Here is a 20913-nt window from a genome sequence, read left to right on the forward strand (position 1 = left end):
AAGGCCCCGCTGTCGCTGCCTCACTTGAGTTAAAAACTTCACTGGCCGAGGCTGACCTCAAGCAGGTCCCCCGGCCTCAGCGTTAGCTCCCTCGAGAGCCCCAGCTGGCCGTCCTTCACGTAGCTCAGCGGGACCTCTGAGCCGTTGTACTTCACTGACGCCCTGCAGCCCTTGAAGTCAAGCCTTAGCGACGAGAGCCTGAGGCCTGGACCCTCAACGGCTTTCAGCGTTATCGAGCCGCTGCAGCCCTCCCTCCTGTAGCTGACGCTGAGCAGGTTACCAGCTACCATCACTGGCCCCCTGAAGCTGGGGCCTCCGAGCCTCGGCGCTACTGCAAGCTCACCGCGGACGCCGTCATAGGTTGCGCCGGCTATAGAGTTAGGTATTGCGAGGGCCGCCAGCGGCCTGGAGTAGTGGCCGTCGCACTCAAGGTGGTTGAAGTAGAGCCCCCAGGAGCGGTACCTGTCGTGGATCGACCTGAGGACCTCCATGGCCTCCTTGACCATGCCCTCGTAGAGCATCTGGGAGGCGACGCCGAACTCCACCCCGGTCCACGGCGTGTCGGCCTGCGACGACACCCTGTTCAGTATCTTGGTGCCGTTAGGCTCCTCTACGTCACCTACCATCGATGGCCTTGGGGTGCCCGGGTAGGTGCCGTTGAGGAGCCCCTCCCACCTCCTGAAGTTGGCCCTGTAGACCTCCCTGAGCGCCGACCTCACCTTCTCGCTGTCAACGCCGTCGCCAAGGCCGAGCACCTGCAGGTACCACTCCCCAGTGAGCTGCGCCGAGAGTATAGCCCTGTCCCTCAGGCCGCTCTCGGGGTCGTACCAGTCGTCGAAGTAGCTGCCGTTCCAAAGCAGCTTCACCATGCTCTCGTAGGCCCTTAGTGAAAGCTGCCTCAGCTCCTCGGCCCTCCCCAGCCCCTCCCTTGAGGCCGCCTCGGCTGCTGCCCTTAGGGAGGCAGCCCACAGGTCCCCGGTGAAGGAGGCCACGCCGAGGAGGCTGAACGTGTCAAACGTGTTCACAGAGTTCATGACGAACTCGGGGCCTGAGAACAGCAGCTTGACCACGTTGCCGCCGTAGAAGCCCGGCACGAGGCCCTTCTCCGCCGCGTCCTGGGCCACCCTTGAGAGGCCCTCGTAGTCTGAGGGCATGTAGTGCTCTATGAGCCCCGTGCCCCTGCTGTCGTGCTGCCTCCTGGTCCCATCTATGACTGTCAGCACGTCGTTCCAGAGCGACCTGAGGTACTCCCTGTCGCCCGTGGCGTAATATGGCAGGAGGGCTATGAGCAGGAACTCGGGCATGAGGTCGTTCCTGTCGTAGCTGTCTATCAGGTTAAAGGACGCCCTGAACGAGTGGGGCACCCTGCCCGTCGGGTCCTTGCTGGTCCTCCTCACGACCTCAGCTATGGCCTCAGAGAACTTAGCTGGGTCGTTCTGTATCGATGGGTCCTTCCTCAGCATCTCCCTGTAGAGGCTCATGTTCTCATGGAAGCCGAGGGCGAAGAGCTCGTAGTAGTAGTGCTTGTCAGGCCTGAGTATGTGCCTGGCGACGTCCTTAACTGCGGCCTTTACCAGGTCAGGGTACATGTTGATGACCCCGGCGAAGGCCCAGAGGACCACGTCAACCGTGTTGATCCCGCAGCACCCCGGTCCCCCCTCCCACAGGCCGAAGTGGCCGTCCCTCGTGAGCCAGGAGAGCTTCGGGATGCTCGTCAGCTGGGCGGTGACCAGGTCTATGACCCAGTTGTCATATGACGCGTCGTACATAGCGCTTGAGAAGGCCTCCAGCCTGGCCGTCAGCTCGTGCTTGTTCTCAAAGATGTAAGAGATCACCTGCTCCACGTTGCCGAAGAAGTTCTCGTAGTAGTGCCCCACCCTCTGGCCCGAGGCGTCTACGTGGTTGGGGAAGTGCCATGCTATGGCCCAGTAGAGCTCCTCCGAGGACCCAGGCGTCAGCTCTATAGGCCTTGTGGCTACGGCTGAGTAGACGTCTAGGTCTGACGTCATGCTTGAGGGTCCCGTCAGAGTCCCGTCGCCCCTGAAGTCAACCAGGAGCCTCCTCAGGAAGTTAACGAGCTGCGGCCTGTTGGAGGAGTCAACGGACCCCACAGCGCCTGAGGACGGCTGGCCCAGCGAGGCGGCCGCCAGGGCCCCCCTTGCCATGGGGTGCCTCTCGTCGACGCAGCAGGCGCTCATTATCATCGCTGTCCAGTCCGGCCCCTCCCTCACCTCGCTTGACGGCCTGCCCCCGGCTGACCTGGCAGGGTTCCTGGCCACGGCCATTAGTGATACCTTAACCCTGGACGTCCCCCTGTTGGTGACCCTGAACCTAAGTATGACTGCCGGCGTTGACGACGCCTTCAGGTCTCCCGGGAGCAGGGGCGAGTAGGCGTCAAGGCTGACCTCGACGCCTAGCTCGTCCAGCAGCGAGTCCCTGTAGCTCAGCGTCACCCTTGGATACCTGACGTCCATCTCCACGCCCTCAACTCCCTTGGCCCAGGGCAGGTGGTACGGCTCAGCTACGACCCACGGGCCGCAGCCCCTGTAGGTGTAGTCCTCCGCCGAGCCGTACCAGAGCCCGGTGAACAGGCCCCTTAGGATGGGCTCCTGGCCCTCGGGCTCAATCCTCAGGAAGAACACGAGGTCGTCGGGAGTCATGAACCACTGGGGCTGGCCGTAGCCTGCCCAGGGCCTGTTGTTGAATATCAGCCACTCCCTGAACCTGCCGTCAGGCCCTATCTCAAAGGAGCCCGTGCCGAGGCCTCCCATGGGGACGCCTGCCAGGGAGGTGTCATAATATGATATGCGCAAATGTAACACCATAAGGAAAGGTGACGGGAAATATAAAAGCTGACAGCTTAATTAAGGCCTGAGCCTCGCCTGGGAGCCCAGCCTGATGCCCTCCTCAAACGCCGCCAGGTTCTTGTCAGCCATGGGGAGCTCCTGCACCTTGGCCCTTATCCTCTCCGGCTCAACGAAGCCGTCCAGGGCCCCGGTGCCCACTAGCGCGCCAAGCATTACCATGTTCTCTGCCAGGTAGCTCCCGACCTTCTCCGCCACCTCCCTCGCCGGTATCACCACGTACCTCACTCCGGCCCCCTTGAGGGCGGCCTCTATCTGCTGCCTCTTCAGCGGCCTGAGGCCAGGCGTGGGCGGCATCATTAGCGTGTCGGCCGTCAGCAGCACTCCGCCCTGCCTTAGGTAGGGCACCCCCCTGACGGCCTCTATCATCTCAAACGACAGCACCACGTCCGCCTCCCCCCTGGGCACGAGGGAGGAGTAGACGTCGCCAAGCCTCACGTGGACCTCCACGGCCCCTCCCCTCTGGCTCAGCCCGTGGGTCTCGGCGACCAGCGCCTTGCAGCCGCCCTCCACGGCCGCCTCGCCGAGGATCCTGGCGGCCGTTATGAGCCCCTGTCCTCCGACCCCCGTCATGACTATGTTTATCCTCCTGCGGCTCACATCCATGCCTCCTCCCACCCCTTGCCCTCCTGGACGACCTTAACTATGGCCTTGTACGGGCATATCTCAGCGCAGACCCCGCAGCCGGTGCACAGGCTCGGGTCTATCCAGGCCCTCCTGTCGTCCTTGACGAATATGGCCGGGCACGAGAAGGCGTTGTAGCATATGCCGCAGGCCGTGCACTTGTCGTCCTCGACCTGGTAGAGGGGCACCTGAACCTTGGCCTTCCTGGCCCTCCTCAGGGCGTCAAGGGCGCAGGCCCTCCTGGCCACTGCAACCGCGGGCCTCCTCTCTTTGACCACGTACTCCAGCGCCTCGGCCATCGCGTTCGTGGCCCCATTTATGTCGAATGGGTCGAAGGTCACGACCTTCTCTATGCCTATGCCCCTAGCTATGCCCTCTATGCTTATGACCGGCGCCTCGTCCCCCATGGCTGTGACCCCTGACCCTGGGTCGGGCTGCTCGCCGGTCATGGCGGTGGTCCTGTTGTCGAGCACCAGCAGGAGCATGGGGGCCCTGTTGTACATGGCGTTTATCAGCCCGGGTATCCCGGCGTGGAAGAAGGTGGAGTCGCCGATTATCGCTATGGGCACCTGGTCCTGGGCGGCGTGGGCCAGGCCGTTGGCGGCGCCGACGCTCCCTCCCATCTCAATAATTATGTCCTGCTCCCTGAAGGGCTCGTAGAGGCCCAGGCTGTAGCAGCCTATGTCGCCGCTGTATATTGCCTTGAGCCTCAGCCTGTTGACGGCCCTCCTCAGGGCGTAGAAGGTCGCCCTGTGCGGGCACCCCGGGCAGAAGGCGGGAGGCCTGGGGGGTATCTGGAGGTCTACCTTGTAGAGCCTCGGCTCCTCCACGGGCAGGCCGAGGAAGGACCTCACAGCCCTCCTGACGCGGTCAAGCGTCAGCTCCCCGGCCAGGCCCACGAGGTCCTTGCCGTGGACCTCGGGCGTCAGCCTCTCCTCCTCGAGGGCCTGCTTTAGCTGGCCCTCCACCACGGGCTCAAGCTCCTCAATTACCAGAATCCTTTTGACGTTGGATACTGCGTCAATCACGAACGACCTGGGGAAGGGCAGCGGCGTGGCTATCTTGACTACCTTAACCTTGTCGGCCTCTGGGCCGAGCTCGGACAGGGACTCCTTAACGAAGCCGTAGGCGACGCCGTCAGTGACTATTGCAACGTCGCCGTCCCCCTCGACCCTGTTGAACTGGCCGAGGCCAGTGAAGGTCTTCCTTATGTCCTCCCACTTGGATATGAGCTTCTCCCTCTGCTCCCTTGCCACCGCTGGCACCAGCGTGAGGCCCCTGGCCCTCTCGAACTTGCCTGCGGTCCTGGGGGGCCTCAGCGGGCCCAGGACCACCGGTCCCCTCGTGTGGGACACCCTGGTGGTGCTGACCATCATGAACGGGTGCGAGAACTTCTCGCTGAGGTCGAGGCCGAGCACAGTGAGGTCCTTGGCCTCCTGCGGGTCGCTGGGCGTCAGCACGGGCACATATGATATGAGGCCGTAGTACCTGTCGTCCTGCTCGTTCTGGCTGCTCCACATGCTCGGGTCCCCTGCCACGAAGACCAGCATGCCGCCCCTGACCCCGGTGTAGGCTATGCTCATGAGGGCGTCCGCGGCAACGTTGAGGCCAACGTGCTTCATTGTCGCTATGCTCCTCACTCCCGCGAGGGAGGCGCCATATGCGGCCTCAACGGCGACCTTCTCGTTGGAGCTCCACTCGACGTAGATGCCTGCCTCCTTGGCCACCTCGGCCAGCGACTCTATTACTTCAGTTGACGGCGTGCCAGGGTAACCTGCGGCGAAGCCGCCGCCAGCCTCTAGGAAGCCCCTGGCCACCGCCTCGTTGCCCATCAGCAGGGCTGTACTCCCAGCCCTACCCAGTATGCGATACAATAGCGGGTCCCAGGTAGCTATGGCGGCTGGAAATTAATTAGTTGTGTATTAGCAAAAAAGTTTTTGATCCTACGCCTTTAACATCGCAGGCCAAGGGTCAGCCCTCCTGGGAGCCCCTCACGGGGGCCCTTATGGCAGGCATGGCAGGGGGCGAGGCCTTTATGGTACCGGTGGCTATCATGGCGGCAACTGCTATGGCGAAGAGGCCGGTGACTATGGCCGCGACGTTTATTGGGTACGCCGGCGGGTAGAAGCTGAAGTAGACTCCAAAGAGCAGTATCACGAAGGACACCACGGGGGCTATTATGTGGTACACCACGTTAAACTCGCCGAGCCTCCTGTAGAAGAACGGCAGGGCAACGTCGCCAAGCATGTGGCCGACGAAGAGCGCTATGGCGGAGGCGTTTATCAGGAACAGGAAGCCGTTGAAGGGGCCCATTACGAGCCCAGCCGCAAGAATGACAGCCGCCGAGAGGCCGGAGAGCAGCAGTATGCCCTTGTGCGGCGTCCTCCGCTTGGGGTGCACTTCAGCAAGACAAGCCGGGGCGGCGCCGTCCCTCGCCAGGGCGTAGAGGAGCCTGGAGCTTGAGTTAAGGGGCGCCAGGGAGCCGGCCACCAGGCTGTTGAGCATGAAGGCCAGGAGCAGGACCAGGAACCATATCCCGATGTCATCCTTGGCCAGTATGAGGCCCGGCACGCCAGAGGAGGCGAAGGTATTCATGTCGTTGAGGCCCCAGGCTATCACCATGGCGTAGGACGTCAGCACGAAGACGACGCCAGTTATGAGGAAGCTCACCAGCACCGCCTTCTTGACGTTCTTAAGCGGGTCCCTGGTCTCCTCAGCTATGTAGACGGCGGCCGAGGAGCCTGACATGGAGAAGATGGCAAGTATCATGCCCTCGAAGACCGGGGCCCAGCCATGGGCCGGCCCGGGCGTGAACGGGGCCAGGCTTAGCCTGCTGGAGAACTTGGCGAGCAGCACGGCCGAGAACACTATCAGGAGGGTTATCTCGATAATTGACGTGTAGAGGCTGTACTTGGTGGAGGGCCTTATGCCGAGGTACGCGGGCAGCGTTATGAGGGCCAGGAAGGCCAGCGTTATGGGTATCCAGGACCACCAAGGCAGGCTTACCCCGAAGAAGTCGCTGAGCATGGAGGGCAGGAAGACCCCGCCCACGAACAGCACGGCATTTGTTATGGTGTTGAAGTAGGAGAAGAGGTATAGGTAGCCCGTGAACGTGCCAAGCCTGCGCCCGAAGCCCTGGGAGACGAACTCGTAGAAGCCGCCGGCGCTGCCTATCTTCCTTGAGAACTGGTAGGGCACGTTAACCCATGCCAGGACCCCGAATATACCTATTATATATGCCAGCGGGAGCGAGCCGAGGGCGTACTGGGCGGCGCCCGTGAGGGTTGCGGCGACGGCGCCCAGGGGCGCTATCATGGCTATTGCCTGGCCCAGGAGCTCGTTGTATCCTATGGCGTTCCTCAGGAGCCCCTTGCCCGATGACATGTAAGTTCCCTAGAGGCTCACCCCGTGGAGCCAACTATAAAATGTTCGCAGGTTCCGAGTAAGTTAAAACAATGTAATGCCCTAAATAATATCATGTTAATCTGGCCGTTTCTGCTAGAACGTGTGTTATCTTTTCCTTACAGAATTCCAAAGCTTTACACGTTAGAGGTCAGTTCACCCTGTCCAGGGCTATCGACATCACCGACCTGGTCCTCTGCCCGACCCCCTTGACCTGGAGCTCGGGCCTCTGCGAGAGGTAGTCCAGGTACTCGAGGAGGCTGTTGTAGAAGCTCACCCTGTTGTGGTCAGCCACCCTGTTGTACTTGCACTCGCCCTTGGTGCCCGTGACCGCCAGGGACATGGGGTCCACGTATATGAGCACCTCGGCCCTCCTGTTGAGCTTGCCCATGTCAGGTATAACTATGATCTCGTGGGGTCTGTCCACGTATATGCTCTTGACCACGTCTATGTCTATGGCGTTCCTGAGGAAGTCGTACCTGCCCGCCTTTACGTCCCTGTACACCCTCTCGAAGAGCTCGTCGAGCTCCCTCCTGAACTCGTAACACTCGTCCTCTTCCCAGCTGCCCAACCGCAGTGCCCAGTCATGGTAGGCGTCGCAGGTTTTTAACTGAGGGCGCTTACGCCGCCATGCGCCTCAGGTCGACCTTGGCCGGCCCCCTGGCCATGGAGTCGTAGTCGGGCAGCGGCGCCTTCACCAGGGACCTCAGCTCGTCCCAGGCGTCCCTGGAGGACGAGTACCTCCTCTGGTAGCCGAGGGCCTCCAGGAGCCTTGAGGCGACCTCCCAGCCCCTCATGGCGTTATTAATTACCACGTTGCCCCTGGCCAGCGTCAGCCTGCCGTCAGCTGAGACGTAGACCCCCTCCTCCTCGACGTGCGAGGCCAGGGGCAGGTGGAACTTTGAGGCGTAGCTCACGCCGACCCCGGCCGCGGGCGATATGGAGACGACCAGCGGGACCCTCGACATGGCCTCAAGTATCGACTCCCTCATGGGCGATGGCGAGGCCAGGTCGTAGCCTATGATGACCAGGGCCCTGAGCCTCCCGTCCCTGGCGGCCTCTATCATCTCAGCGGAGCTCATGCCCGGCTCCCCTGGCACGCTGGCCTTCCAGGCCCCCTCCAGCCCCCTGGCCTCGTCGAGCCTTAGGCCTCCAGGCAGCCTTGAGGGGCTCACGCCGAAGGCCACGGCCTCGTAGTTGTCGAAGTACGAGAGCAGCGGCAGGAGGCCCGAGCCCTCCCTGCTCAGGGCACCTGAAAGGGCTGCCAGGCTGAGCGACTCTGAGGCGACCCCTGGCGTGCCGTCAAGCTCTGAGACTATGACCAGCCTCCCGGCCGAGGCTATGGTTTCAGCCGCGGCCCTCACGGCCCCCTCGTCGACGCCAGCCTGCCTCGAGGCCCTCGAGCCTCCCAGCGACCTGAGGCTCAACGCCAGCGACGCTGCGCCAGGGAGGTACTTTGAGGCCCCGGCCACGTCAACCCTTCCTCCCTCGGCGAGCGAGGCCTCCACGGCCCTTACGGCGGCCTGCATGTGCTCCTGACCAGACTCTACGAAGACGTCGGCGAAGCGCGACAGCTTGTCGTCCTTAGTTGATATGACCACCAGCCTCGAGTACCCCTGGAGCGACTGCCTCCTTATCGCTGAGGCCAGGGCCGGGTGGTACTCCTCAACCTGGCCTATGGTAACTATCACGTCGGCGTCCTGGACCGCGGTGAAGGGCACCGTTGGCAGGGGGCCTCCGATTGGTGTTAACTCCCCGGTTGACGGGAGGAGGGTCGACGCCGTGTCGACGTTGTTGGTCCCGAGGCCCGCCCTTGCCAGAAGCTGGGACAGGTAGTAGGCCTCGGCAGTCAGCCTGGAGGACACTATGACGCCCACCGAGCTTGGCCCTCCATCCCTCACGGCCTCCCTGAGGCCCTGGGCCACGGCCTTCAGGGCGTCGTCCCAGCCAGCCTTTGACCACAGGCCGTTGGACCTGACCCTGGGCCCCTCGGGCCTCTCGGGCACGTAGACCAGGTCCTCCCAGTGGTACTTGCCCTTGAGGCACTCCGCGGAGAAGGGGAGCTGGCCCCTGTCCCCATCAACGTAGACGGGCCTGGAGCCCGAGAGGCCGACCCTGACAGGGCACGAGAGCGAGCACATGGAGCACGCGGTCTCGCCCCACCGGTCCGGCACGGACGAGGACATCACCTTGTCCACTATGGCCCCGCTGGGGCAGACGTCGACGCACGCCCTGCAGCTTATGCACGAGCTGGTGCCAAACTTGCCCGTCTCCGGGATGACCACGGTCTGCTGTCCTCTGTACATGGCCCTCCATATGAGCCTCCCTATGTACTCGTCGCACACCCTGACGCAGCTGTAGCAGAGGACGCACCTGCTGAAGTCGAAGCGGAGGAGCGGGTGGCTGTCGTCAACGAGTTCAGGCCTCTCCTCGCCGCCAGGCTCGACGCCGTACCTCTTGAAGAGCTCCGCCAGCCTGCCCCTGGCGTCCCTCGGGTGCCTCTCCGCGAGCATGCCAAGTATGACCTTCCTGTGCTCGACCACCTCAGGGGTCTCCGTTGAGACCTCCATGCCGTCCTGCACGTACGTCGTGCAGGCGGTCACGAGCCCCCTGCCCTTGACCTCCACGAGGCACAGCCTGCAGCTGCCGTAGGGCGAGAGCCTCTCGTCGTAGCAGAGCGAGGGTATGTCTATGCCCGCCCTCCTGGCGGCGTTGAGTATGGTGGTGGGCTTCTCCAGCACGACCTCCCTTCCGTCGATTATCACTTTAACAGGCACTTTGATCACCTCACTATCTCCTTCCAGAACTTCTTAAGCGTGACCGCCACCGCCTGCCCGGCGGCCTGTCCGTGGCCGCACAGGCTGGCCACAGCCATGGTGTTAGCTATGCTCATCGCCTCCCTGGCCTCCTCCTCGGTCAGGTAGCCCTTGCTGAACATCCTCTCCAGCTTGGCCGTGCCGAGCCTGCACGGGAAGCACTTGCCGCACGACTCGAAGGAGGCAAACAGCAGGACCTCATGTAGCATGTCAGCGACGCTTGTGTCGTCGCTGAAAGCTATGACGTTGCCGTGGCCCAGGCTGGCCCCTATGGCCCTCAGCTCCTCCACGCCGAGCTTCACGTCAAGCTCCTCAGGGGGTATGAGGGAGGCCAGGGGGCCTCCGATCATCACCCCCTTCAGCTTCCCGAACCTCACTCCCCCTCCCATGTCGTAGACAACCTCCCTGAGGCTGACCCCGAACTCGACCTCGTAGAGGCCAGGCCTCGAGAACGTTGAGCTGAGGCTCAGCACCTTGGTCCCCCTGCTCCTGCTGAAGCCCAGCTCCGCGTAGGCCTCGCCTCCGTTCTCAACTATCCAGGGGACGCTTGAGAGAGTCTCCACGTTGTTAACAACTGTCGGCATGCCGAAGAGCCCCCTCTCGGTTGGGTAGGGGGGCCTCGGGGTGGGCTCGGGCCTCCTGCCCATTATGGCGTTTATCATAGCAGTCTCCTCGCCCACCACGTAGGAGCCCCTGCCAACGTGGACCTCAAGTTCAACGTTAGGCCCCCTGCTGGCCTTGCTTCCTATGTAGCCTGCCTCCCGCAGCTCCTCTACTGCCCTCCTCACCGCAGCCACAGCGCCCGGGTACTCCCTCCTTATGTAGAAGTAAACCTTGCCTGCGCCTATTGCATAGGCAGCTATGAGGGCCCCCTCAATAACGAGGTATGGGTCCCACTCCATGAGGAACCTGTCCACGTAGGCCCCCGCGTCCCCCTCGTCCCCGTTGACGACGACGTACTTTGCGGGCGCCGCCTGCCTCATGGCTGACTCCCACTTGAGGCCCGTTGGGAAGTATGCACCTCCCCTGCCCCTGAGCTGGGACCTCTTGACCTCCTCTACCACCTCGGCCTGGGGCATGGAGAGGGCCCTCCCCAGGCCCCTCATGCCTCCCCTGGCCAGGTAGTCCCTGAGGGACTTGACTGGCCCGTCCACTATGTGCCTGAGCACTATGGCCTTCCTGGACCTGACCTCGACGTGAGGGGCGCCGCCGGTCAGCGTGCTTGAGGGCCCGGCGTAGCACTTGCCGAGGCAGTAGGTAGGCGGCTGCTGCGCCACAGCCTTCTTCCAGGCCTCAGGGTCAAGGGACCTGGCTGCGTAGCACGCCAGCCCCCTGCAGTGCTCCTCGGGCGGCGCGAAGTCAGGGAACGAGTAGAACGTGTTCACCTCCTGCTTTGGAAGGTTAATCCTAATCGTCAGAGGCACCCTATTGCCTTAAGTATCCTAAGATAGATAAATTCCTACTGCCCCGCCTCCCCCAGGGCCTCCCCAATCCTCCTTATGCCTTCCTCGAGCCTCTCCGGCGGCTGGCTGACGAAGGTGACCCTTATGAAGGTCCTGTTGGCCGGCCCGAAGGCGGTCCCGGGCATCACCGTGACCCTGTACTTTGAGGCCAGCCTTGAGGCGAAGGACTCAGCATCGTTGACCAGCGGCGAGAGGTCGGCGTAGAGGTACATGGAGGCCCGGGGCTCCGTGAACCTCGCCGAGGGCACGTACTTCCTCATAGCCTTTACTGCAGCGTCCCTCCTTCTCCTGTACTCAGCGACCACGGACTCTATGAACTTCTCCCTCCCCTCCCACCTCAGGTAACGCAGGACGTAGAGCTGTGACATGTTTGAAGCCCCGAAGAAGGCGTGCCCATTGAAGGAGGCGTATGCGTCTATGAAGTCCTTGGGGCCGTAGATGTAGCCGAGCCTCAGGCCGGGGACGCCGGGGTCCTTGGAGAAGGTGCCCAGGCCTATCACGCTGTCAGGCGCGTACGGCTGGACGCTCCTGTAGGAGCCCTCGTAGACTATCCTCCTGTAGGCCTCGTCAACCATTAGGTAGACCCCCCTGTCCTGGGCCAGCTCAGCTATCGCCCTGCCTATGTCGGGGTCAAGGAGCCTGCCAGTTGGGTTGTCAGGGTCAACGAGGACTATCGCCTTAGTCCTGTCGTTTATGGCTGCGGCCACTGCATCCGGGTCAGGCTGGAAGCCCCTCTCGGGGCTCGCCCTGACCCACCTCACCCTGCCGCCCAGGTACTCTATGACGGGCCTGTATATCATGAACGTCGGGTCCACCAGTATGACCTCGTCCCCGGGGTCCAGGAGCACGGACATGGCTGAGAATATGGCTGAGGTCCCGCTGGGGGTTATGGCTACCTCGTCGAAGCTGACAGAAGTGCCGTCGCGCTTCAGCTCTTCGGCGACGGCCTCCCTCAGCTCCGGCAGGCCCCTGGTAGGCGCGTAGGCGTAGCTCTCCGGCCTCCTCAGGTCGTCAACGAGGGAGTCCACGAGCTCAAGGGGAGGGGGCAGGCTCGGCTCCCCAGCGTGGAGCCTTATGACGTCAGCACCTGCCGGGCCCAGAAGCGAGTCTATTATCTTCATTGGCGACGCGGCCAGCGAGGACAGCCTGGAGCTGAGCCTCCTGGGCATGCCGGTCTCCGAGGCCCCCGTGTCCCCCAAACTTTTATCGTTACCCTTGGCCTTAGCCCCTTCGGCCTCACTTTTATACCCCCGTTCCAGGTCCACCGCGGGGCCGACGTTGAGGTTATCAGAGCTGCCCTACTACGAGAGGTGGTTCATAGCTGGCATAGTTATAGGGATCTCAGTGGGCCTAATGGCGTTGGCCCTCTACTACCTCGAGGTCTACGCCCTCGGCAGGCTTGTCCTGCTAGACGTGCTCCATGTCAACGAGAGGGGCATGACGCTCCACCAGTACTACGCCTCCCTCCCGTGGCTCCTCCTGATGCCCCTGGTGCTCGCGGCCGCCTTCCCGCTCTCGCTCTTCGTTGCACTTGCAATGAGGACGCCTGAGGTGGGCAGCGACCCTGCGGTGAAGGCCTACCACAGGAACGCCAGGATGAGGCTTGAGGAGGCCCCGGCGGCGATCATCTCGTCGGCGATAACCATAGGCCTCGGGGGCAGCGCCGGGAGAGAAGGGCCAGCGTCGCACGCCGGGGCTGTAATATCGCAGTGGCTCTCCAGGATAATGAACATGAGCGCAGAGGACAGGAGGAGGGCGGTGGCCATAGGCCTCGGGGCTGGCATAGGAACCGTCTTCAAGTCCCCCTTCGCAGGCGCCATACTCTCCGCAGAGCTGCTCTACAGGAGGGACATGGAGCCTGAGGTCATATACCCGTCGCTCATAGCGTCAAGCATAGCGTACGTAATATACGGCTCCGTCACGGGCTTCTCCCCAATACTCGGGCTGCGCAGCTGCCCCTTCAACCCACTTTATCTCCCCCTCTTCGCCGTCCTGGGCCTGATAACGGGGAGCATGGCAATGCTCTACGTCAGGTCACTCAACTACTTCTCAAGGCTGTTCAGGTCGCTGGCGAACCCCTTCGTCAGGGCAGCCCTGGGAGGCGCGCTGGTCGGCCTCCTGGTCATACTGTTCCCTGAGGACATGGGCGAGGGGCTCAGCTGGGTCAGGTCGCTCATGGGGGGCGGCCAGGTGGTGACCCTGCTGCCCCTTGCACTTGCCCTGCTGCTCCTGCCCCTCTCAAAGGTCCTCGCCACATCGCTTACCCTCGGGAGCGGGGCCAAGGGCGGCGTCTTCGCCCCAGGGCTTGACATAGGCGCCTTCACCGGCCTGGCGTTCGGGGAGGCCCTTCACTTCGCCTCGCCCAGCCTCTTCAGGGAGGTCGGCCCCTTCGTTGTAGTTGGCATGCTGTCGACCTTTGGGGCGGCCAGCTCGGCCCCAGTGAGCTCAATGCTTATGACGGTTGAGATGTCGGGCAGCCTGGCGCTGCTGCCGGGCGAGATGATAGCGCTGGCAGTGGCAATGATAGTGTTCAGGGGGCCGACCCTGCTGAGGGAGCAGGTCGAGAGCAGGGCCAGGTCGCCGGTCCACGCCGGCGAGTACGCAATACCCGTGCTGAGGAAGGTCAGGGTGGCCGAGGTGCCCCCGAGGCAGCTCTACGTGAGGCAGGACGCCAGGGTCTCCGAGGCCCTCCAGGTCATCACGTCAGCGGGCCTCCTGTCGCTGCCCGTGGTGGACCCGCTGGGCAGGGTGCTCGGCATAGTTAACTCTGTTGACCTGAGGCAGGGGAGGCCCGAGGAGCCGGCTATGAAGTACATGAGGCCCGAGCCGGGGCACGTGAGGCCGGACTCAAGCCTTGAGGAGGCCATAAACATGATGTCAAGGACTAACTCAAGGTACGCTATAGTTGAGGACAACGGCAAGTTCATGGGCATAGTGACCCTTGACGACGTGGTCAGGGCATACGAGAGGGAGGCCTCTAGGTACTCTGGCCCTCAGGGCTGACCTTTACCACTTCAGCGCTCTTTACGAGCTCCCTGTAGTCGAGGTTCATAGCCTGCTCCGCCTTGATGACGTCCTCGACCCTGGCCCTCGTGGTCGAGGCCTGGGCTATCGCGCAGTACTCCGGCACCTTAGCTGATACGCTGTAGGTGCCTATCCTCCTCGCGACCTCAGCTATCTCGTCCTTGTCCATGGCTATGAGGGGCCTCAGCACCGGCAGCTCTATGCCGTGCTCCTCTGCCTCCAGGTTCCACATGGTCTGCGAGGAGACCTGGGAGAGGGACTCGCCAGTGGTTATGGAGTGCGCCCCCTCGCGGATGGCCAGCGCCTCGGCAAGCCTGTAGAGGACCCTCTTGAGGGTGACCACCCTCAGCTCCCTCCTGACCTCGGCGAGCCCCTTCATGACCGGGATGCCGTCTACGAAGAACACCTTTATGTCGTGGCGTCCCGACCAGGCCCTAAGCGCTCTGACCTCCTCAAGCACGGCCCTCCTGTGCTCCTCCCCTCCTATGGACAGGTTAAGCACCAGCGGCACGACGCCCCTCTTCATGATCATCCACGTTGCCACCGGGGAGTCTATGCCCCCTGAGACCAGGGCCACGGTCCTGCCCGCGACGCCGACAGGAAGCCCTCTGGCGCCCTCGGCTAGGCCAGTGTGCACGTACGCCAGGCCCCTCTCGACTATGTCAACGTACACCGTCACCTCCGGGCTCTCAAGGTCAACCCCGGCTGAGGCCTGCAGCAGGGCAGCCCCAAGCTCCCTGTTGACGTCCGTGCTGGTGAACCTGTCCTCGCCGCCTGCCCTCCTGGCCCTCACGGCAAACCTCCTGCCCCTGACGTCCTCCACTACAAGGGCCGAGGCCTTCCTGGTCAGGTCCTGGAGGTCCTCGTACTTGACCGGGGTGGCCGCGGAGTAGTGAGCTATGCCGAAGACCCTCGAGAGGGCCGACAGGTCGCCGTCAACCTCCAGCACCAGCGTGCCCCCGTAGGCCCTCCACGACCTGAGCCTTACCGTGGCTGAGACGTTCCTTATGAGCTCGTTGACCATGTGGGCCCTCGTGGGCCTCCCCTTTATGCCGAGCTCCCCCGCCAGGGTTGCTACCACTGTTGTCAAGGGACCACCGCGACTAGGGCTTAAGGGGAGGCCAAAAAGCACTGCTCAGACCACTACGACGTAGACGAACAGCAGGACCCCTATGAGCACCAGCGTCAGCCCGGCCACCGTGCCGTACCTCCTGCTCAGCGACATGGCCCTGCCCACGGCCCCCGAGAGGCCGACGTATACGGCCGAGTACCCGGCGCCAAAAGCTATGGAGCTCATGATGGCCGTCGTTAGGCCCGCCGCGGCCACAGCTGAGATGGCCGCCACGAAGAAGGGGAGGGAGCACTCTAGGCCGGCAAGGGGCGCAAAGGCGGCCGCTGGGCCGCCCAGCATGACAACCCTGCCCCTCAGCAGCTCGTAGCCCAGGAAGGCGGAGAAGCCCGCGGCGAAGCCCTCCAGCGAGGACTCTATGAGGGGCGACAGGGAGTACACCTTGGCCAGCAGGGCCCCGAAGGCGGCGACGCCGAGGGTCATGAGGGCCAGCTCAAGGGCCATCCTGGACAGGGCCCTCCTCCTCGAGGAGGCGGAGTAAAGCGCCAGCATGGGTATGCTGCACGGGCTCACAGCAGCAAGGGCCCCCACGCCAAGGGCTGCCGCGGGGCTCACGTACTTCAGGTCTGAGGTTGGACTGCCCGCGGCGGCCGGCGCTGGGCCGACGCTGAGGGCCGGGGCTATTGGCCTGCCGCTGAGGGAGCTGTTGACGAACTGCTCTATGTAGGGCAGCTGGTCAGCCGTGGGAGGGGGCCATATGCCCACGTGGTAGCCGTAGACCATGCCGTGGTATATCACCAGCTCCGTGGGGGTCCCCTGTATGTCATAATATGAGACCAGCCTCTCGACGAGGCCTGGGTCGTTGGAGTAGAGCAGGTTAAGCTCAACGTTGACCATCTCAACGCCTGGGTGGGCCTGGGCGTACTGCTCAGCGTAGGGGTCCAGTACGTGACAGTAGACGCAGTCGGTGGCCCTAAATATGAGGAGCACCGGCCTGCTCGTGTTCAGCGCCGAGGCCAGCTGCTGCTCCGTGGTCACTGTTATCATGGACTGGCGCCTCGCGGTCGCCGGGGCCAGCCTCAGGGCGAGCACTAAGGCAGCGACTATCAGGCCTGCCACCACAGCGTACTTCCACCTGACGCCCAGGTTGGATGACCTCATGGGCAGCTCCATCCTGTGGCCTGGCAGGGCTACCGCCTCCCTCGGTTTGGCCTCCCAGGCAGATCAGCTTTGCTCGTAAGTATGCTTAGCGTTTTAACTTCAGGGGACACAGCTGTCGGGGAAAGAGTATGGGTGAGGAGGGAAACAAGTACGACGCCAGGAAGGACCCTAAGGTAATCAAGATAATGACGCAGCTCATGGCGCAGGGCGGGGTCATGCTGGAGCAGACCTGCCCCATATGCGGCCTCCCCCTCTTCAGGCTTAAGAGCGGCGACGTCGTCTGCCCGCTCCACGGCAAGGTCTACATAGTGAGCAGCGACGAGGAGGCTCGAGAGGTGGAGATAGACGAGACCATAAAGCGACTGGAGTACTTTGCAAGCCTTAAGCTCAGGGAGCTGATGGACAAGGGGGACATAGGCGAGGCCGGCGACCTGCTGGGCATAATGGAGCAGGCGGAGAGGGTGCTGCGCCTCAGGCTCGAGAGGCTCTCGTCGACCTCAAGGCAGGCCCAGCCGCAGCCGCCCCAGCCGCCGAGGCAGAGGGGCAAGGAGGAAGAGGAGGAAGAGGAGGAGGCCTAGCCCTTAAGCAGCCTCGCCAGGAGCGGCGAGAGGCTGAGCAGGTCCTCCACGTCCTCGGGCGTCGCCGGGAGGACTATCCTTATGCTGTCCAGCCCCGTGGCCTTCAGGACTGCGTTCACCAGCCTCTCGTGCCCCCTGCCCCATATTACGTCGCTCACGCCGTCGAGGAGCTCGTCAACAAGGCCAGGGACCGTCATGTCGAGGATCCTCAGCAGGTTAACAGAGTTGACCCTCAGCCTGCCGCCTGCTATGAAGCCTGACACGTAGGCGTAGAGCGCCTTGCCCCTGGGGGACCTGGAGCACGCGTCGCCCATGAGCCTGCAGTCGAAGTAGTCGGCGGGCAGCCAGCCGTCTATGTGGAGCAGCTCGGACTCAACGACGCTCAGGCCCAGCGAGAAGGAGGCCCCCCGGTACCTGTAAATGACGTACTCGCGGCCCGAGGCCTCCCTGGCGTCGCTCCAGAAGGCCCTGGCCTGGTACTGGTTAAGCCCAATTCTGGAGAGGAGCCGTGACGTGGCCAGGGGCGGGTCCCTGCACCTCAGCCCCCTCTCCCTGCACCCCGCTATTAAGGCCCGGGCCGCCTCTACCATGAAGCCCAGGGAGGCCTTCCTCACGACGCCCACGGCTTAACTGTAAAGCGACCACTTTAAATGTGTGAGAAGGCCCAGCGCTGTTAGGGTAAGGCTTGGACAGGGCGTCGGCGGGCTGGCTGGGACTCTACGTCGTCGGCTCAGCCCTGCTTTACTTCTTCGTCAAGGCAGGCCTGGCCTACGCCCAGCCGCTCGAGTACACAGTGCTCAGGTTCGTCCTGTCGGCTGCCGTGCTGCTGGCGCTGACCAGGTCGCTAACGCTCAACAGGTACGTGGCCCTCCTGGCGGCGCTGGCGGCCGCGAGCTCCGTGGTCTGGGCCTGGGGACTCATGCTGGTCCTCCCAGCGACCTCAGCGAGCCTGAGCTACTTCATGCCGTTCGTGGCAATAATAATGGGCTTCCTCGCGCTTGGAGAGCGGCTTGACAAGTGGGGGGCCGCCGGCACCGCCATAGGCGCGGTGGGGGTGTCCCTTTACGCAGTCGAGTCCATAAGGGGCAGGAACACGGCGCTCGGCGTTGGCCTGACGCTATTTAACACCGTCCTCTGGGCCGGCTACACGGTGCTCTACAGGAAGATAGCTAAGATGGGCAAGGGCGTTGACATGAGCTCGGTTAACCTCTCCATGTTCCTGCTCGGCACGGTCATGATGCTCCCCTTCGTGGCCGTCGACCCCTCCCCTGTCAGGTTTAACCTGACCCTCATCGCGAGCCTCGCCTGGGCCTCCACCATGGGAGGGGCGCTGCAGTTCCTCTCCTGGAGCAGGCTGCTTGAGAGGATGAGCGTCTCCAGGGTCACCCTGCTGAGCTACCTGGTGCCCGCCGCAGCCGCCGGGATCCAGGCCGTCATGGGGGAGCCCCCGGACCCGCTCCAGGCCCTCGGCCTTGGAATAATGGTCCTCGGCGCCTACGTTGCCCTCCGCTGAAGGCCTCATGCACTGGAATCGCGCCAGCCCTTACTAAAGCTTAAAGGCCCCTTGGACAACCATGGAGACGGTGTGCGACATGTCCGAAATACAGATAACGCCCGTGAGGCAGCCCAAGTGGTCATCAGTTCACAGCCACATAAGGGGGCTCGGGCTTGACAAGAACGGCAAGGCGCTCAGGGTAGCTGACGGCATGATAGGCCAGACGGAGGCCAGGGAGGCGGCGGGCCTCGTCGTTGAGATGGTGAAGCAGGGCAGGCTGGGCGGCAAGGGGGTGCTGATCGTAGGCCCGAGCGGCACCGGCAAGACAGCGATAGCCGTCGCCATGGCCAGGGAGCTGGGCGAGGACACCCCGTTCGTGGCGATAAACGGCTCCGAGGTCCTGGCGGCCGAGAACAAGACGGAGTTCCTGATGCAGGCCATGCGCAGGGCCGTGGGCGTCAGGATGAGGGACGAGAGGGAGGTGGTCACGGGAGTAGTCACAGACCTCAAGTACCTCAAGAGGACCTCGCCGTTCTACCCCTACCCCGTCCTCGGGGGCGCCAAGGTGACCCTCGAGACCAGGGACGACTCGGGCACCTTCACCGTGGGCCCAGAGGTCGCGCAGCAGTTCCAGGAGCTCGGCATAAGGAAGGGGGACGTGATAATGATAGACGTCAACACGGGCGAGGTCAGGAGGCTCGGCAGGGTCAAGGAGAAGGCCGCAGTTAGCTATGACATAGACGTCACTGAGAACGTTGAGATACCGAGCGGCAGGGTCAGGTCCAGGAGGGAGATAGTCAGGACCCTCACGCTTCACGACATAGACGCCTCGATAGCGGCCCAGAGGGCGGCCTTCACTATATTCGGCTTCCTGAGGGAGGAGTCCGCAATAAGCGACGAGGTCAGGTCCAGGACTGACGAGCTTGTGAAGAAGCTGAGGGACGAGGGCAAGGCGGAGCTCGTGCCTGGGATAATGTTCATAGATGACGCCCACATGCTCGACATAGAGGCCTTCAGCTTCCTGACGAAGGCCATGGAGAGCGAGTTCGCCCCAATAATAGTGCTGGCCACCAACAGGGGCATGACAACAGTAAGGGGCACCGACGAGGTGTCGCCCCACGGCATGCCGAGGGACCTGCTGGACAGGCTGCTGATAATAACTACAAAGCCATACAGCGAGGACGAGATAAGGGAGATAATAAGGGTCAGGGCCGAGGAGGAGGAAGTTGAGCTGAGCGACGACGCGCTCAGCGCGCTCACCAAGATAGGGGCGGAGAGGAGCCTTAGGTACGCGGTCCAGCTCCTGCAGCCGGCCAAGCTCGCGGCCGAGAGGAGGGGGTCGAGCAGGGTCGAGGCGTCCGACGTGGAGCAGGTGTCGAAGCTCTTCGCTGACCTGAAGACGAGCATAGAGTACGTAGAGAAGTACAAGGACCTGCTGTTACACTAAAACGCGCCGAGCCTCCTCATGAGCTCAGCCATGGACTCCCTGAGGCCCCTCTCGAGCAGGGGCTGAAGTTTTGGGGACGGCCTCAGCAGCGGCGCCCCTGAGTACCTTCTCTGCAGCTCGCTCAGCGCCCCCAGGAGCCTCCTTGAGTACTCCTCGGGCACCCTTAGCGCGTACACGGTGTGCGTGCTCGTCTCGGCCCTCCTGACCTCCTCGACGAGCCCCTGCTCGGAGCACCTGTCGAAGGCCACCAGCATGGCGGCAAGCTTGGTCACGGGGACCCTGTAGGCGTACCCCCTGGAGCCCGTCGAGGTGACATATTCCATCACGGACCTGTTGTCAGGCATGAACGTGGGCCCCCTGACGTTCAGCCCCCTCCTCCTGGCCTCCTCCATAAGCCACGAGACCCTCTCGTAGCTGCTCCTGCTGTTGGCCTTGGCCACTATCTCCACCGGGGAGTCCTCGACCACGTCTGGCAGGGGCAGGTAGAGGGTGTTCTCGGCAGTGACGCTCACGTCTGCGACCCCGGCGCTGTCAAGCTCGTCTGCCACCTCGTCGGGCAGCCTGCCGGCCAGGGAGACGCTCATGAGGTCCGGGGCCACTATTATGAGCCCCCTGTTCCTCGAGAGCGCTTCAAGTATGAACTTCACCATGTGCTCAGTCCTGTCGCCCTCCGGCACCTCTGCAACCCGCTCGTACTCGTAGATCTCAGCGAAGTCAAAGGAGTCCAGGAGGGCGTTGAGCAGGGGCACCTCGTCTATGCTCGGCTCGTGGACGCTCTTGACAAGCAGGGAGACCTCGCCGCCTGTCACCTCAGGGCTCGGGGCCTCCCTCAGCTCGACGCTTGCCCTGTAGACCCTTGAAGTGAGGTATATCCCCTCAAGCTCCTCGGCGCAGTCCTCTGGGGACGCCTTCAAACGCGCTGCCTGTCTAACACTTGGCCTCCAGGGATTTTATGTGAAGCGTTCAGCCC

Annotated in this window: 16 protein-coding genes; 4 read left to right on the plus strand and 12 right to left on the minus strand. The window is 63.1% G+C overall.

Annotated elements, in window-relative coordinates; translation table 11 throughout:
- Positions 1-38: 38 nt before the first annotated feature.
- The 8 genes from ACZ5OO_RS07325 to ACZ5OO_RS07360 form a co-directional block, all read right to left on the minus strand.
- Entirely contained in the window at positions 39-2813 is a 2775-nt protein-coding gene (locus ACZ5OO_RS07325) for a GH116 family glycosyl hydrolase (RefSeq protein WP_464078132.1), read from the minus strand.
- A 51-nt stretch (positions 2814-2864) separates the two neighbouring features.
- Positions 2865-3470 (minus strand): indolepyruvate oxidoreductase subunit beta, encoded by a 606-nt coding sequence (locus ACZ5OO_RS07330; protein ID WP_464078133.1) that lies wholly within the window; start codon positions 3468-3470, stop codon positions 2865-2867.
- Positions 3461-5362, minus strand: a complete 1902-nt coding sequence (gene iorA, locus ACZ5OO_RS07335; RefSeq protein WP_464078134.1) for an indolepyruvate ferredoxin oxidoreductase subunit alpha — start codon at positions 5360-5362, stop codon at positions 3461-3463. Before iorA ends, ACZ5OO_RS07330 begins: the two co-directional genes overlap by 10 nt.
- 97 nt (positions 5363-5459) lie before the next feature.
- Positions 5460-6872, minus strand: coding sequence for an APC family permease (locus ACZ5OO_RS07340; protein ID WP_464078135.1), 1413 nt, complete (start codon positions 6870-6872; stop codon positions 5460-5462).
- A gap of 169 nt (positions 6873-7041) precedes the next feature.
- Positions 7042-7461, minus strand: coding sequence for a hypothetical protein (locus ACZ5OO_RS07345; protein ID WP_464078136.1), 420 nt, complete (start codon positions 7459-7461; stop codon positions 7042-7044).
- 49 nt (positions 7462-7510) lie between these two features.
- Positions 7511-9667 carry a 2Fe-2S iron-sulfur cluster-binding protein gene (locus ACZ5OO_RS07350; protein ID WP_464078137.1) on the minus strand — a complete coding sequence of 719 codons (2157 nt, stop codon included), beginning with the start codon at positions 9665-9667 and terminating at the stop codon, positions 7511-7513.
- Between the two features lie 5 nt (positions 9668-9672).
- A complete protein-coding gene (locus tag ACZ5OO_RS07355) occupies positions 9673-11130 on the minus strand; it encodes a complex I 51 kDa subunit family protein (protein ID WP_464078138.1) in 1458 nt (485 codons plus the stop codon).
- 35 nt (positions 11131-11165) lie between these two features.
- Entirely contained in the window at positions 11166-12338 is a 1173-nt protein-coding gene (locus tag ACZ5OO_RS07360; RefSeq protein WP_464078139.1) for a pyridoxal phosphate-dependent aminotransferase, read from the minus strand.
- A 109-nt stretch (positions 12339-12447) separates the two neighbouring features.
- On the opposite strand from ACZ5OO_RS07360, the gene ACZ5OO_RS07365 reads away from it, so the two are divergent.
- Positions 12448-14172, plus strand: a complete 1725-nt coding sequence (locus tag ACZ5OO_RS07365; protein WP_464078140.1) for a chloride channel protein — start codon at positions 12448-12450, stop codon at positions 14170-14172.
- Here the strand turns inward: ACZ5OO_RS07365 and ACZ5OO_RS07370 are convergent.
- Positions 14147-15274, minus strand: coding sequence for a tRNA sulfurtransferase (locus ACZ5OO_RS07370; RefSeq protein WP_464078574.1), 1128 nt, complete (start codon positions 15272-15274; stop codon positions 14147-14149). The two genes, ACZ5OO_RS07365 and ACZ5OO_RS07370, sit on opposite strands and share 26 nt — an antisense overlap.
- 54 nt (positions 15275-15328) lie before the next feature.
- On the minus strand, positions 15329-16423 hold the full coding sequence (locus tag ACZ5OO_RS07375; RefSeq protein WP_464078141.1) for a thioredoxin family protein: 1095 nt from the start codon (positions 16421-16423) through the stop codon (positions 15329-15331).
- 185 nt (positions 16424-16608) lie between these two features.
- Here ACZ5OO_RS07375 and ACZ5OO_RS07380 point away from each other — a divergent pair, with 185 nt between their 5' ends.
- Entirely contained in the window at positions 16609-17001 is a 393-nt protein-coding gene (locus ACZ5OO_RS07380) for an Sjogren's syndrome/scleroderma autoantigen 1 family protein (protein WP_420805107.1), read from the plus strand.
- On the opposite strand, the gene ACZ5OO_RS07385 is transcribed toward ACZ5OO_RS07380, so the two are convergent.
- On the minus strand, positions 16998-17624 hold the full coding sequence (locus tag ACZ5OO_RS07385) for a hypothetical protein (protein WP_013266540.1): 627 nt from the start codon (positions 17622-17624) through the stop codon (positions 16998-17000). The genes ACZ5OO_RS07380 and ACZ5OO_RS07385 overlap by 4 nt on opposite strands.
- 62 nt (positions 17625-17686) lie before the next feature.
- On the opposite strand from ACZ5OO_RS07385, the gene ACZ5OO_RS07390 reads away from it, so the two are divergent.
- Both ACZ5OO_RS07390 and ACZ5OO_RS07395 read left to right on the plus strand, forming a co-directional pair.
- A complete protein-coding gene (locus ACZ5OO_RS07390; protein ID WP_464078142.1) occupies positions 17687-18514 on the plus strand; it encodes a DMT family transporter in 828 nt (275 codons plus the stop codon).
- Between the two features lie 79 nt (positions 18515-18593).
- Positions 18594-19943, plus strand: coding sequence for a RuvB-like helicase (locus tag ACZ5OO_RS07395; RefSeq protein ID WP_464078575.1), 1350 nt, complete (start codon positions 18594-18596; stop codon positions 19941-19943).
- Here ACZ5OO_RS07395 and ACZ5OO_RS07400 read toward each other — a convergent pair.
- Positions 19940-20857 (minus strand): hypothetical protein, encoded by a 918-nt coding sequence (locus tag ACZ5OO_RS07400; protein ID WP_464078143.1) that lies wholly within the window; start codon positions 20855-20857, stop codon positions 19940-19942. The two genes, ACZ5OO_RS07395 and ACZ5OO_RS07400, sit on opposite strands and share 4 nt — an antisense overlap.
- Between the last annotated feature and the right edge of the window lie 56 nt (positions 20858-20913).

It is taken from the genome of Acidilobus aceticus (assembly GCF_055392325.1).

What these genes read in the sequence shown, in the direction of transcription:
- ACZ5OO_RS07330 (WP_464078133.1), bottom strand. Translation starts at nt 3,470, where the DNA reads ATGGATGTGAGCCGCAGGAGGATAAACATAGTCATGACGGGGGTCGGA.
- ACZ5OO_RS07340 (WP_464078135.1), bottom strand. Translation starts at nt 6,872, where the DNA reads ATGTCATCGGGCAAGGGGCTCCTGAGGAACGCCATAGGATACAACGAG.
- ACZ5OO_RS07360 (WP_464078139.1), bottom strand. Translation starts at nt 12,338, where the DNA reads ATGCCCAGGAGGCTCAGCTCCAGGCTGTCCTCGCTGGCCGCGTCGCCA.
- ACZ5OO_RS07375 (WP_464078141.1), bottom strand. Translation starts at nt 16,423, where the DNA reads ATGAGGTCATCCAACCTGGGCGTCAGGTGGAAGTACGCTGTGGTGGCA.
- ACZ5OO_RS07380 (WP_420805107.1), top strand. Translation starts at nt 16,609, where the DNA reads ATGACGCAGCTCATGGCGCAGGGCGGGGTCATGCTGGAGCAGACCTGC.
- ACZ5OO_RS07395 (WP_464078575.1), top strand. Translation starts at nt 18,594, where the DNA reads ATGTCCGAAATACAGATAACGCCCGTGAGGCAGCCCAAGTGGTCATCA.